Genomic DNA, 12,176 nt, shown 5'->3' on the forward strand with positions numbered 1-12,176 from the left:
ACGTGGGGGTATGTGCGCACGGAGCACCGAGCATGCTCTGGCGTCTTTGTCCGTGCAGCGCGACGCAGGGATGGCGAGTACGCACATACCCCCACGTCCCCGCCCCCCACGCCACGTACCCTTTCGCAGGGGCCGCACCCCTCCCCCGTACCGCTGAAGGAGTCCGATCGTGCTCGTCCTGCTGCCGCCGTCCGAAGGCAAGGCACCCTCCGGGCGCGGAGCCCCGCTCAACCCGGAGAGCCTCTCGCTGCCGGGGCTCACCGAGGCACGGCAGGCCGTCCTCGACGAGCTCGTCGAGCTGTGCGCCGCGGACGAGGAGAAGGCACGCACGGTGCTCGGCCTCAGCGAGGGTCTGCGCGGCGAGGTCGCGAAGAACGCGGAGCTGCGTACGGCGGGCGCGCGCCCGGCCGGGGAGGTCTACACCGGCGTCCTGTACGACGCCCTCGACCTCGCCTCGCTCGACGCCGCCGCCAAGCGCCGCGCCACCCGCTCGCTGCTCGTCTTCTCCGGCCTGTGGGGCGCCGTCGGCGTGCACGACAAGATCCCCTCCTACCGCTGCTCGATGGGCGTGAAGCTCCCCGGACTCGGCGCGCTCGGCCCGTACTGGCGCGGACCCATGGCGGACGTGCTGCCCGAGGCCGCGGGCGACGGGCTCGTCCTCGACCTGCGGTCGTCCGCGTACGCGGCGGCGTGGAAGCCGAAGGGCGAGGTCGCGGGGCGGACGGCGACCGTACGGGTGCTGCACGCGCAGGTCGACGAGAAGACCGGCGCCGAGAAGCGCTCCGTGGTCTCGCACTTCAACAAGGCGACGAAGGGACGCATCGTCCGCTCGCTGCTGACGACGGGCGCCCGGCCGAAGGACCCGGCCGAACTGGTCGAGGCGCTGCGGGATCTGGGGCACGTGGTCGAGGCGGAGGCCCCGGCCAAGGCGGGCAAGCCGTGGGCCCTAGACGTGGTGGTCCGCGAGATCCACTGACCCACTGACCCACTGAGAGGACCGACCGGGCCGGACGGACAGCGGATTGCAGCATGCGCAACACCCTTTGCGCATGCTGAACACACCAGTGCAGGATGCCCTCATGACCTCCTCCACGCCGTCCCCCCACACCTCCCCCGGGCCGACCTCGGTCCTCGACCTCGCCCCCGTCGTCCCCGTGGTCGTCGTCTCGGACCTCGCCGACGCCGTGCCGATGGCGCGCGCGCTGGTCGCGGGTGGGCTGCCCGCGATCGAGGTGACCCTGCGGACGCCGGTCGCGCTCGACGCGATCTCGGCCATCGCCGCCGAGGTACCGGACGCGGTGGTCGGCGCGGGCACCGTCATCTCGGCGCGGAACGTCGCCGACTCCGTGGAGGCGGGCGCCCGGTTCCTGGTCAGCCCGGGCTGGACGGACACGCTGCTCGACGCCATGCAGGGCTCGGGCGTGCCGTTCCTGCCGGGCGTCTCGACGACCTCGGAGGTCGTGGCGCTGCTCGAACGCGGAGTAAGGGAGATGAAGTTCTTCCCCGCGGAGGCCGCCGGCGGCACCGCCTACCTGAAGTCGCTGGGCGCGCCACTGCCCCAGGCGCGGTTCTGCCCGACGGGCGGGATCACGCCGGCCTCCGCACCCTCGTACCTGGCGCTGAAGAACGTCGGCTGCGTGGGCGGCAGCTGGATGCTCCCCGCCGATGCCGTGGCGGCGAAGGACTGGGGGCTCGTCGAGTCCCTGGCCCGTGAGGCCGCGGCGTTGCGCTGAAGCCGCCGGGCGCTTCTCAGAGCCGCAGGTGGGACGTGTCGTTGAGGAGCCGTACGGAGGCGTTGCCGTCCGCGTAGTACGCCACCGCCGAGACCGAGGCCGCCGCGAGCTCCATGCGGAACAGGGACTCCGGCGGGGCGCCGAGCGCGAGCCGCACCAGCGTCTTGATGGGCGTGACGTGCGTGACGAGCAGGACCGTGCGGCCCGCGTACGCGCCGGTCAGCCGGTCTCGGGCCGCCGACACCCGCCGGGAGACCGTCGCGAACGACTCGCCGCCGGGCGGCGCCGCCTTCGGCGAGGCCAGCCAGGCGTTCAGCTCCTGCGGGTGGCGCTCGCGCACCTCGCCGAACGTCAGCCCTTCCCAGGCCCCGAAGTCCGTCTCGCGCAGCCCCTCGTCGAGGTGTACGTCGAGTCCGAGGCGGGCGGCGACGGTGCGCGCGGTCTCCTGGCAGCGCTTGAGCGGCGAGGAGACGATCGCCTGGATCGTGCCGCGCGCGGCGAATGCGGCGGCGGCGCGCTCGGCCTGCGCTCGGCCGATGTCGGAGAGGGACGGATCGCTGCCGCCGCTCCCGGAGAACCGCTTCTCGGGCGTCAGCGCGGTCTCGCCGTGCCGCAGCAGGACGAAGGTCGCGGGGGCACCGAGGTCGGCGGGGGCGGCCCAGCCGACGGGCGGGGCGGAGGCGTTGCGCGCGGCGCGGGCGTCGGCGCTCTCTCCCGCCGTACCCGAAGTGCCCCCCGCACCTGCCGCACCTGCCATACCTCCCGTACCCGCCGTGGCGGATGCCCCGCTCGACGCCGCACCAGCACGCGCCGCGACACCGGCACTCATCGCCGCCCGCGCGGCCCTCGCATCGAACTCCGCCGTCGACGCCGACGGCGACCACCGCTCCCCCCGCTTGCCCGCGTCCATCGCCTCGTTCGCGAGCCGGTCCGCGTGCTTGTTCTGCGCGCGGGGGATCCACTCGTACGTCACCCGGGACGAGGGATAGACGCGCGCGGCCTCGGCGGCGAGCGGCTTCATGTCCGGGTGCTTGATCTTCCAGCGGCCCGACATCTGCTCGACGACGAGCTTGGAGTCCATGCGGACGTGCACCGAGGCGGCCGGGTCCAGCTGGTGGGCCGCCTTGAGACCGGCCACCAGACCCTTGTACTCGGCGACGTTGTTCGTCGCGACGCCGATGTACTCGGCGACCTCCCTCAGGGTCTCCCCCGTGGCCGCGTCGATGACCACCGAGCCGTAGCCCGCGGGCCCCGGGTTGCCCCGCGACCCGCCGTCGGCCTCGACGATGAACTCCCGCACGGGCACAGCTCCTAGAGGCACGGGCAAGGCTCCTAGATGCCGGACTCGGACGTGCGGATCAGGATGCGGCGGCAGTTCTCGCACCGCAGCACGGTGTCCGGGGAGGCCGCCTTCACCTCGTTGACCTCGGTGATGTTGAGCTCCAGGCGGCAGCCTTCGCAGCGCCGCTGGTAGAGCTTGGCGGCGCCGACGCCGCCCTCCTTCTCGCGCAGCTTGTCGTAGAGCTTGAGCAGGTCGGCCGGGACCGAGCCGGCCACGACCGCGCGCTCCTTGCCGACCGTGGCGGCCTCGCCGTCGATCTCCTCGAACGCGGCGTCACGGCGCCCCGTCGCGGCGTCGATCTTCGACTGGACGGAGGAGACGCGCTCGGTGAGCTCGGCGACCCGCTCCTGCGCGGCCTCGCGGCGCTCCATGACCTCGAGGACGACGTCCTCCAGGTCGCCCTGGCGCTTGGCCAGCGAGACGATCTCCTTCTGGAGGTTCTCCAGGTCCTTGGGGGACGTGACGGCGCCGGAGTCCAGACGCTGCTGGTCGCGGGCCGCGCGCTGACGGACCTGGTCGACGTCCTGCTCCGCCTTGGTCTGCTCGCGGGCGCAGTCGCTCTCCTCGGTCGTCGAGGCGACGAGCAGGTCACGCAGCTGCGTGAGGTCCTTGTTCAGCGACTCGATCTCGGCGTGCTCGGGCAGGGACTTCTTCTTGTGCGCGAGCTGCTGCAGGCGTACGTCCAGACCCTGGACGTCGAGCAGTCGGATCTGGTCGGCGGGCGCGGCGTTCAGTTGGGGGCTCCTGTTGAGTCGTTTGAGGCGTTGTGTGAGGCCGCGTGGGCGGTCCAGGGGTCGGTGACCGTCTTCGAGACGTGGACGCGAAGGCCCCATCCGTTCCGGTCGGAGATCTCGTCGAGCTGGGCTGCGGCCAGCTCGCACCAGGGCCACTCGGTGGCCCAGTGCGCCGCGTCGAGCAGCGCGAGGGGCGTGCGTTCGCGGGCCTCGGACGCCGGGTGGTGGCGCAGGTCCGCGGTGAGGAAGGCGTCGACCCCCGCGGCGCGCACGTCGTCGAAGAGGCTGTCGCCGGAGCCGCCGCTGACCGCGACGGTGCGGATCAGCGCGTCCGGGTCGCCCGCGACGCGGATCCCCTGCGCGGTGGCGGGCAGCCGCTTCGCGGCGCGCTGGGCCAGTTCGCTCAGGGTCAGGGGGTGGGCGAGCTCGCAGATCCTGCCGAGTCCGCGGCGCCCCTCCTTGTCGGTGGGGTCCGGTACGAGGGGGCGCAGGATCCGCAGGTCGAGCGCGCCCGCGAGGGCGTCGGAGACGCCGGGGTCGGCGCGGTCGGCGTTGGTGTGCGCGACGTGCAGCGCGACATCGTGCTTGATCAGGTCGTGGACGACCCGGCCCTTGAAGGTGGACGCCGCGACCGTCGTCGTACCCCGCAGGTAGAGGGGGTGGTGGGTGACCAGGAGCTGGGCTCCCAGGGCGACCGCCTCGTCGGCGATCTCCTGGACGGGGTCGACGGCGAAGAGGACCCGGGAGACCTCCGCGTCGGGGTCTCCGCAGACCGTGCCGACCGCGTCCCAGCTCTCGGCCAGATCGGCGGGCCACAGGGCGTCGAGCGCGGCGATGACTTCAGACAGACGGGGCACGGAGAAAGGCTACCTTCCCCGCGTGCCCCGCAGGTCGAGCGTTACGGACCGCTACGGTGCGGCTACTTGACGGGGTCGCGACGGGAGTCGTCGGTCCCCCCTCCCCCCACAGCACAACCGCCCCCGCGTCCTCAGGCGAATCGGGACATCGCCACCCTTCTGTGTGAAGCGGACGCTCGTCGGTGCCACGTCAGTGCGTACGAAAACTAGCTTCGGGGCCGGAGGTGACACCACGATGACTGCGCCACCAGCGCCGCCACCGACCCAGGCCCAGGCCCAGACCTCGGGCGCGACCCCGGCCACGGCCACGGCCCCGGCCCCCATCCGCGTCCGCGTCCCCGCCCGCCCCGCGGGGTGCACGATCGCGGCGGACGCTTCGTACGCGGCACGCCTGGCCCGCGCCGCCGGCGCTCCGGACTCCTGGTACCCCGAACGCTGGACCCTCGGCTCCCCCGAGCCGTACGCCGTGCCACTGCCCGGCAACCAGCCCGAGGAGCCGTCCACGGAGGTCCATCCGATGGCCGACGGCCGTGTCCTCATCCACCGCGTGGTGGGCGAGCGGCACACCTTCGCCCTCCTGTACCCGACGGGCCCGGGCACCGGCGAAGTACCGCTCGGGGCCGTGGAGTGCGGCGAGCTGAGCCTGCTGCCGCCCGCGCCGGGCGGCGAGCGCGCGTACGCCCTCGCGCCCGGCGCCCGCTCCTCGGACATCTGGCTGGTGGCGGGCGGCACCTTCGGGCCCGAGCACCTCGCCTCGGTGCCCGGCCGCTGCTCGGGCGGCGTCTGGCTGGACGGCACGGACCGCATGCTCGCGCTCGACCGCGAGCTGGACGGCCGCACCAAGACGGTCGCGGTGGATCTGGAGCGCGGCGGCGAGGTCTCACCCCTCCTGCAGATCTCGGAGGAGAGCGACGATCGGCTGCTGCTCGCCGACGCGGGCAGCGGACTGCTCCTGATCCGCTCCGACGCCCCGGGCGGGCCCCGCATCGGGTGGGGCGTCCTCGGCGGTACGCGGCCGGTGCGCTTCCCGGAGTGCCTGCGGCTGCCGGACCTCACGGTGACGCCGTTCGCGATCCAGCCGGGGCAGGTGCTGACGCCGGAGGCCTGCGCGGTGGCGCTGCGGATCGACGGTCCGGGGAGCCGTGGCGGCCGGGAGCCCGGCGGAGGCGGAGACCGTGGCGGCGGCACCGGCTGGCTCGGCCTGTGGCGGCCCGCCGACCGGAAGCTGCTCCAACTGGCGGCTCCCGAGGGGTGGTTGGCCGGTTCGGGATGGTGGACCCGGGACGGCGTCCTGTGCCTGCCGTACGCGATGGCCGCGGCGCCGTGCGGGGTGGCCCGGGTGAGCGCGCCCATGCCGCCGCCCGGCACGCAGACCCCGTCGGCCGGCACCGAGGCGCCCGCGCCTGGCGCCGCTCCCCTGGCGGCGAACCACGGCGCCCCCCACCTGTCCCCACCGCCCCCTCCACCTCCCCCGGCGGACCCCCCGCAGCCCGCTGTCGCACGTCCCGTCCCCCTGCAACAGGCACCCCTCGGCGGACGAACGGGCGACCGTTAGACTCGCCCGGCTGTACGAACGATCTTCTTTACGGGGTGAATGGCTTGACTACGACCGAGACCGTCACGGAGACGCAGCAGAACACCGCACCACGGTGGCCGTCGACCGTGCCCACCGGCGCGGGGACCGGGCCCGGCAGGCACCGGGGCCCGGTGGCCGAGCACGACGAGGCGGCCGCGCCGCAGGGGCGGCACCGCAGGCAGGACCAGCAGTACCAGCAGCAGTCCTGACCCGGAGCTCTGCAGAAAGGTCTCGCCCCCGTACCGCCACAAGCGGCACGGGGGCGAGACCTTTCCGCCGTCAGCCCGACCCTCAGTCCGTCAGCCCGACCGCCAGCCCGTCAGCCCGACCGCCAGCCCGCCAGCCCGACCGCCAGTCCGCCAGCCCGACCGCCCGCCCTTCAGCCCCGCTGATCCCGCTTGAGCCCCAGCACCTCCGCCGCCGCGAACGTCTCGTTCTCCGGACGCCCCGCGTAGTACGGCGAGAGCGCCTCGTCCAGTTCGTCGAAGGTGAACGTCTCCTTCGCCGCGTCGAACTTCGCCGCCACCCTGGGCCGCTCGACGACCGCGACCATGCCGCCGTGCACCACGAGCAGCTGTCCGTTGACCCGGGCGGCGGCGGGCGAGGCCAGGTACCCGACCAGCGGCGAGACGTGCTCGGGCGCCAGCGGGTCGAGCCGGCCGTCGGAGGGCTCCTGGAAGCCGGCGAAGACGTCCTCCGTCATCCGCGTACGAGCGCGGGGGCAGATGGCGTTGGCGGTCACGCCGTATTTGGCGAGCGCCAGCGCCGTCGACGTCGTCAGACCGACGATGCCGCCCTTCGCCGCCGCGTAGTTGGGCTGGCCCGCCGAGCCCGCGAGGAAGGCCTCGGACGAGGTGTTGACGATCCGGCCGTACACCGGGCCGCCCGCCGCCTTCGAGCGCGCGCGCCAGTGCGCGGCCGCGAAGTGGGTGGTGTTGAAGTGGCCCTTGAGGTGGACGTGGATGACCGAGTCCCACTCGGCCTCGCTCATCGAGAAGATCATCCGGTCCCGCAGGATGCCCGCGTTGTTGACGAGGATGTCGAGCTTTCCGTACGTGTCGACCGCCAACTGGACGAGAGCGCGGGCCTGTTCGTGGTCCGCGACGTCCCCGGTGTGGGCGACGGCCTCGCCGCCCGCCGCCCGGATCTCAGCGGCGACCTCCTCGGCGGGCCCCGCCGATGCCGCGCCCGAGCCGTCGCGGCCCGGCTGCCCGAAGTCGTTGACGACGACGCTCGCGCCGAGGCGGGCCAGTTCCAGTGCCTCGGCGCGGCCGAGCCCGCGGCCCGCACCGGTCACGATCGCGGTCAGGCCCTCAAGTGGCAGTGACATCGAAGTCCCTTCGGAGCTGGAGGGGCAGGTGGGGCGAGAACGTGGTTGCGGCAGCGGGGTGAGTGGGTCAGATCTCGATGCAGGTGCGCAGGGCGACGCCCGTACGCATCTGTTCCAGCGCCTCGTTGACCTCGGCGAGCTGCACGCGGTGGGTGATCAGACCTGCCAGGTCGATGCGCCCGGCCCGCCAGAGCGCGATGGCCCGCTCGTACGACGTGAGGACGTCGCCCCCGCCGTACATGGAGGGCAGGATCCGCTTCTCGTCAAAGAAGAGCTCGAACATGTTGAACTGCAGGTGGTCGTCCATGGCTCCGGCTCCGACGACGCACATCGTGCCGCCGCGCCGCGTCGCCTCGTACGCCGTGCGGGTCGTGACCGACTTGCCGACGACCTCGAAGACGTAGTCGAAGCCCTCGCCCGCGGTGATCCGCTGCTTCGCGTCGGCCAGTCCGTCGGGCGAGACCGCCTCGGTGGCGCCGAACTTCAGTGCCGCCTCCCGGCGCGAGGCCACCGGGTCGACCGCGACGATCTGCGCCGCGCCCTTGAGTCTGGCCCCCTGGATCGCGCAGATGCCGACGCCACCGCAGCCGATCACGGCGACCGACGAACCGACCGCCACATCGGCGGTGTTGACGGCGGCGCCGAGCCCCGTCGTCACCCCGCAGCCGATGAGCGCCGCGATGTCGAAGGGCACGTCGTCGGGGATCGGCACGGCGCACCCGACGTCGACGACGACCTCCTCGGCGAACGTGCCGGTGCCCGCGAAGCCGAATACATCAGAATGGTCGCCGGAGCGCTTGAAGTTGGGGGTGCCCGCGTTCATGAACCCGGCCAGACACAGCTGGGTCTGGCCGCGCTTGCAGGCGGGACAGGTACCGCAGGCGGGCAGCCAGCACAGCAGGACGCGGTCGCCCTGGGCCAGGCCGGTCACCCCGTCGCCGACGTCGATGATCTCGCCCGCGCCCTCGTGGCCCGGGATGAAGGGGGCGGGCTGCGGCAGCACGCCGTTCATCGCCGATATGTCGGAGTGGCACAGTCCGGTGGCCCGGACCCGGATCTTCACCTTGCCGGGGCCGAAGCCCGCCGTCTCGACGTCGTCGAGGACTTCGAGCTTGTCCTGGCCTGTCTCGTGCAGTACGGCTGCGCGCATGGTGCGGCTCCTCTCGTACGAAGATCCGGGCGGGCCCGAGCGGGTCGGGGGCGGCCGGGCTGACTCAGGCGTGTTCGACGACGGTGTCGGCCAGGACCGGCGCGTCGTCCCGTTCGACGGCGGTGACCGTGGCCTGCACCCGGCCCTCGGTCCGCCACATGCGGATCCGCAGGGTCTCGCCGGGGAAGACGACCCCCGTGAAGCGGGTGCTGTAGCCGCGCACCCGGGACACGTCGCCGCCGAGCTGGGTGTCGACGACGGCCTTGAGGGTCATCCCGTAGGTGCACAGACCGTGCAGGATCGGCTTGTCGAAGCCTGCGAGGGCGGCGAACTCGGGGTCGGCGTGCAGCGGGTTCCAGTCCCCCGAGAGGCGGTAGAGGAGCGCCTGGTCCTCCCGGACGGGGAGCTCGACCTCCAGGTCGGGGTCGCCCTCGGGCGCGGGGAGGCGGGTGGAGGGACCCCGGTCGCCGCCGAAGCCGCCCTCGCCGCGCACGAAGATCTGGGCGTCGCTGGTCCACAACGGCCCGTCGGCGTCGGCGGCTTCGGTGCGCAGGACGAGGATCGCGGCCTTCCCCTTGTCGTACACCGCGGCGACCCTGGAGGTGCTGACGGCCTCGCCCCTGACGGGGATGGGGCGGTGCAGCGTGATGCTCTGGCCGCCGTGCAGGACGGCGGCCAGGTCGACCTCGATGCCGGGCGCGGAGAGGCCGCCGACGACGCCCATGCCCGCGCCCGCGACGGTGGCGAAGCTGGGCAGGACGTGCAGCCGGGACTCCAGTGTGTAGCGCAGCTCGTCCGGGTCCGTGGCGGGCCGTCCGGCGCCGAGTCCCAGGTGGTAGAGCTGGATGTCCTTGTGGTCCCAGGCGATCTCGGCGGACCGGGGCTCGGCGGCCACGGCCTTCACTGCGTCAATGGGCATCTGGGGGCAGCTCCTTGGGCCGGTGATCGAAGACCTCGGTGCGGCCGTCCGCACCGTCGACCGCACCGAGGTCGCAACAGGGCCGGAGGGGCGGTCCGCGAACAGCCTCGTCCCAGAACGCACGGAGAGCCTCGTTCTAGAACGCGTTCCAGTCCGGCGATCCCATGTATAGCCGAGGCCACGGCGGTTGTGAAGACTCCTGACAGCTCGTCAGATGAGCTCGGCGGCCCGGCGGAGCCACGGGTGACATTTGTCCTGGCCGAGTCGGTACAGGCGCATCTGCCGACGGCCGGCCCCCGGTTCGTACGCTGTGATCTCCTACCGAACGGTCCGCGCACCCGCGGCCGCCCGATTGCCGAGGACGGGGAACGCCGAGATGGCCGCAGAGAACAGGATCAGCCGCTCCGTACGTGAGTGGCAGACCTCCCGTACGGAGCGGAACAGCGCCCGCGAGGAGTGGAGGGCCGAACGGAAACGGTGCGAGGCGCAGCGGCGGGAGGGCGGCCGGTGGAGGAAGGGCCGGTGGAAGGGGGGCGCGGCGGGCCCGGACGACGAGCACCTCGGCCCGCCGCCCACCGGCTTCGCGCTCCTGCCCTGGCTCCTGATGGGCCTGGGCGCCGCCTCCCACCTCCTCCAGGGCCGCACCCCCAACCCCTGGATCGGCGGCATCGGGATCCTCGTCTTCAACTCCCTCTACGTCTTCCTGGCCTTCCGCGCCTTCGACAAGTGCAGGCGCCAGTCCCGCGCCACGCTGGTCGCCCTGATCGCGCTCGGCCTGCTGACCGTCGGGCTCGCCGCCGGCTACGGAGGCACCTGGCTGTTCTTCTTCCCGCTGCTCGGCCTCGCCGTGGGCGCGATCGTGCGCGGCCGCGGCCTCGGCCCCATCGGCCTGGCCCTGAGCGCCCTGGCGGGCGTCATCGGCGGGCTCAGGGACGGCTGGGGCGCGGTGAACGTCGCCTACGCCACGTTCCTGTCCACCATGGTGACGGCCGCGATCCTCTCGCTCTCCGAGGCGGTCCGCGAACTGCGCGACACCCGCGAGGAACTGGCCCGCACCGCCGTCGAGAAGGAACGCCTCCGCTTCTCCCGCGACCTGCACGACCTGCTCGGCCACACGCTCTCCGTGATCGTGGTGAAGGCGGAGGCGACCCGCCGCATCGCCCCGCGCGACCTGGACGCGGCACTCGGCCAGGTCGCCGACATCGAGTCCGTCGGCCGACAGGCGCTCACGGAGATCCGCGAGGCCGTCACCGGCTACCGCGAGGGCAGCCTCGCCACCGAACTGGACGGCGCCCGCGACCTCCTTGAGGCCGCCGGGATCAGCGCGACCGTCCGCCAGTCGGGACCGCCGCTCGCCCCGCAGACCGCGGCCCTCCTCGGCTGGGTCGTCCGCGAGTCCGTCACCAACGCCGTACGCCACTCCGGTGCGGCCCACTGCGAGATCGACGTCACGGGCACCGCCGACCGTGCCCGCCTGGTGATCACGGACGACGGCCGCGGCGCGGGCTCGGGGCCGCCCGGCAGCGGCCTGAAGGGGCTGGCCGAACGCCTCGCGGCAGCCGGGGGCTCCCTCACCTCCGGCCCGGCGCCCCGCTCCGGCTTCCGCGTCACGGCCGTACTCCCGACCACGGAGCCGGACCCGGCCCTGACGCCCACCCCCGCCCCGGCGGGCGCCCGACGGGATCACGCCGGATGACCGACTCAGCCCGCAACTCCGCTGTCCCCACTGTCCCCACTGTCCCCGCTGTCCCCGCTGTCCCCGCTGTCCCCGCTGTCCCCACTGTCCCCGCCGCGACATGATCGCGGCCCCGGGGGTCGCCGGGGGTTTCCCTGCGGAGCACGCCTCAATACGGTGGCCCGATGATGTCGATCAAGAAGTTCCAAGTCACCTTCGACTGCGCGGAACCCGAGCGTCTCGCCCGCTTCTGGTGCGAGGTCCTGGGGTACGTCATTCCGCCTCCTCCGGAGGGTTTTGCCACGTGGGACGATTTCAGGAGCGCCCAGCCTCCTGAGGAGCAGGACGCGTGGTTCGCCTGCACCGACCCCTCGGGCGAAGGCCCCCGGCTGTACTTCCAGCGCGTCCCCGAGGGGAAGTCCGCCAAGAACCGGGTGCACCTCGACGTGCGGGTCGGCACCGGACTCGTCGGCGAAGAGCGCCTCGCCGCGCTCGAGGCCGAGTGCGCACGTCTGATCCCGCTCGGAGCGGTACACGTCCAGACGCTGTACGACGGCACCGATTCGTGCATTCCGATGCTGGACATCGAGGGCAACGAGTTCTGCATCGACTGACGCATCGACCGGGCGACGGCCACGGCCCGCCGTCACGGGCTCCCCTGGCCCGTGGCCCGTGGCCCGTCAGCATGTCCGGCGTACTGCCGCTCGTGCTGCCTGACCTGTCCCCCCGTCGGTCGCCCCTGTCGCTGGGGTGCCTGGCGGGGATTTTCGGCGTTCCCGGTGGACCCTTCGGATCGAAGGCCCTCACGCCCTCTTGCGCTGCTCCGCCACAGGGGTGACGCTCAAGCAATCGGTAGCAAT

General features: G+C 73.0%; 13 protein-coding genes. 6 read left to right on the plus strand and 7 right to left on the minus strand.

Annotated features, from left to right (window positions below):
- The first annotated feature begins 169 nt into the window (after positions 1 to 169).
- The gene (gene yaaA / locus ACFVYL_RS32860) at positions 170 to 976 is read left to right on the plus strand and encodes a peroxide stress protein YaaA (RefSeq protein WP_389722473.1); all 807 of its coding nucleotides are present in this window, start codon (positions 170 to 172) and stop codon (positions 974 to 976) included.
- A 103-nt stretch (positions 977 to 1,079) separates the two neighbouring features.
- Entirely contained in the window at positions 1,080 to 1,733 is a 654-nt protein-coding gene (gene eda, locus ACFVYL_RS32865; RefSeq protein ID WP_389722590.1) for a bifunctional 4-hydroxy-2-oxoglutarate aldolase/2-dehydro-3-deoxy-phosphogluconate aldolase, read from the plus strand.
- 16 nt (positions 1,734 to 1,749) lie between these two features.
- Here eda and ACFVYL_RS32870 read toward each other — a convergent pair whose 3' ends face one another.
- From ACFVYL_RS32870 to ACFVYL_RS32880, 3 genes are read right to left on the minus strand one after another with little or no spacing between them, the layout of a single operon-like run.
- A complete protein-coding gene (locus ACFVYL_RS32870; RefSeq protein WP_389722592.1) occupies positions 1,750 to 3,033 on the minus strand; it encodes a bifunctional RNase H/acid phosphatase in 1,284 nt (427 codons plus the stop codon).
- Positions 3,034 to 3,065: 32 nt separating this feature from the next.
- Positions 3,066 to 3,809 carry a zinc ribbon domain-containing protein gene (locus ACFVYL_RS32875; protein ID WP_389722594.1) on the minus strand — a complete coding sequence of 248 codons (744 nt, stop codon included), beginning with the start codon at positions 3,807 to 3,809 and terminating at the stop codon, positions 3,066 to 3,068.
- Positions 3,806 to 4,666 (minus strand): Nif3-like dinuclear metal center hexameric protein, encoded by an 861-nt coding sequence (locus ACFVYL_RS32880; RefSeq protein ID WP_389722475.1) that lies wholly within the window; start codon positions 4,664 to 4,666, stop codon positions 3,806 to 3,808. The genes ACFVYL_RS32875 and ACFVYL_RS32880 overlap by 4 nt, the downstream gene beginning before the upstream one ends.
- A gap of 235 nt (positions 4,667 to 4,901) precedes the next feature.
- Between ACFVYL_RS32880 and ACFVYL_RS32885 the strand changes: the two genes are divergently transcribed.
- Positions 4,902 to 6,221: a hypothetical protein gene (locus tag ACFVYL_RS32885; RefSeq protein WP_389722477.1), complete on the plus strand. Its 1,320-nt coding sequence runs from the start codon at positions 4,902 to 4,904 to the stop codon at positions 6,219 to 6,221.
- 44 nt (positions 6,222 to 6,265) lie between these two features.
- A complete protein-coding gene (locus tag ACFVYL_RS32890; RefSeq protein WP_389722479.1) occupies positions 6,266 to 6,451 on the plus strand; it encodes a hypothetical protein in 186 nt (61 codons plus the stop codon).
- Positions 6,452 to 6,621: 170 nt separating this feature from the next.
- On the opposite strand, the gene ACFVYL_RS32895 is transcribed toward ACFVYL_RS32890, so the two are convergent.
- From ACFVYL_RS32895 to ACFVYL_RS32905, 3 genes are all read right to left on the minus strand, one after another.
- Complete coding sequence (locus ACFVYL_RS32895; RefSeq protein WP_389722481.1) at positions 6,622 to 7,572, minus strand: 3-oxoacyl-ACP reductase; 951 nt, start codon at positions 7,570 to 7,572, stop codon at positions 6,622 to 6,624.
- A gap of 67 nt (positions 7,573 to 7,639) precedes the next feature.
- The gene (locus tag ACFVYL_RS32900) at positions 7,640 to 8,722 is read right to left on the minus strand and encodes a Zn-dependent alcohol dehydrogenase (RefSeq protein ID WP_389722483.1); all 1,083 of its coding nucleotides are present in this window, start codon (positions 8,720 to 8,722) and stop codon (positions 7,640 to 7,642) included.
- A 64-nt stretch (positions 8,723 to 8,786) separates the two neighbouring features.
- Positions 8,787 to 9,641 carry a MaoC/PaaZ C-terminal domain-containing protein gene (locus tag ACFVYL_RS32905; RefSeq protein ID WP_389722484.1) on the minus strand — a complete coding sequence of 285 codons (855 nt, stop codon included), beginning with the start codon at positions 9,639 to 9,641 and terminating at the stop codon, positions 8,787 to 8,789.
- A gap of 376 nt (positions 9,642 to 10,017) precedes the next feature.
- On the opposite strand from ACFVYL_RS32905, the gene ACFVYL_RS32910 reads away from it, so the two are divergent.
- Positions 10,018 to 11,337 carry a histidine kinase gene (locus ACFVYL_RS32910; RefSeq protein WP_389722485.1) on the plus strand — a complete coding sequence of 440 codons (1,320 nt, stop codon included), beginning with the start codon at positions 10,018 to 10,020 and terminating at the stop codon, positions 11,335 to 11,337.
- On the opposite strand, the gene ACFVYL_RS32915 is transcribed toward ACFVYL_RS32910, so the two are convergent.
- Positions 11,249 to 11,482 carry a thiocillin family RiPP gene (locus tag ACFVYL_RS32915; RefSeq protein WP_389722487.1) on the minus strand — a complete coding sequence of 78 codons (234 nt, stop codon included), beginning with the start codon at positions 11,480 to 11,482 and terminating at the stop codon, positions 11,249 to 11,251. The genes ACFVYL_RS32910 and ACFVYL_RS32915 overlap by 89 nt on opposite strands.
- A gap of 19 nt (positions 11,483 to 11,501) precedes the next feature.
- Between ACFVYL_RS32915 and ACFVYL_RS32920 the strand changes: the two genes are divergently transcribed.
- Complete coding sequence (locus ACFVYL_RS32920; RefSeq protein ID WP_389722489.1) at positions 11,502 to 11,930, plus strand: VOC family protein; 429 nt, start codon at positions 11,502 to 11,504, stop codon at positions 11,928 to 11,930.
- Positions 11,931 to 12,176 lie beyond the last annotated feature (246 nt).

The organism is Streptomyces sp. NPDC058308 (assembly GCF_042880275.1).
GTDB lineage: Bacteria > Actinomycetota > Actinomycetes > Streptomycetales > Streptomycetaceae > Streptomyces.

Bases quoted from the DNA above. Each gene is read 5' to 3' on its own strand.
- eda (WP_389722590.1), top strand. From the start codon at position 1,080: ATGACCTCCTCCACGCCGTCCCCCCACACCTCCCCCGGGCCGACCTCG.
- ACFVYL_RS32885 (WP_389722477.1), top strand. From the start codon at position 4,902: ATGACTGCGCCACCAGCGCCGCCACCGACCCAGGCCCAGGCCCAGACC.
- ACFVYL_RS32895 (WP_389722481.1), bottom strand. From the start codon at position 7,572: ATGTCACTGCCACTTGAGGGCCTGACCGCGATCGTGACCGGTGCGGGC.
- ACFVYL_RS32900 (WP_389722483.1), bottom strand. From the start codon at position 8,722: ATGCGCGCAGCCGTACTGCACGAGACAGGCCAGGACAAGCTCGAAGTC.
- ACFVYL_RS32905 (WP_389722484.1), bottom strand. From the start codon at position 9,641: ATGCCCATTGACGCAGTGAAGGCCGTGGCCGCCGAGCCCCGGTCCGCC.
- ACFVYL_RS32910 (WP_389722485.1), top strand. From the start codon at position 10,018: ATGGCCGCAGAGAACAGGATCAGCCGCTCCGTACGTGAGTGGCAGACC.
- ACFVYL_RS32920 (WP_389722489.1), top strand. From the start codon at position 11,502: ATGATGTCGATCAAGAAGTTCCAAGTCACCTTCGACTGCGCGGAACCC.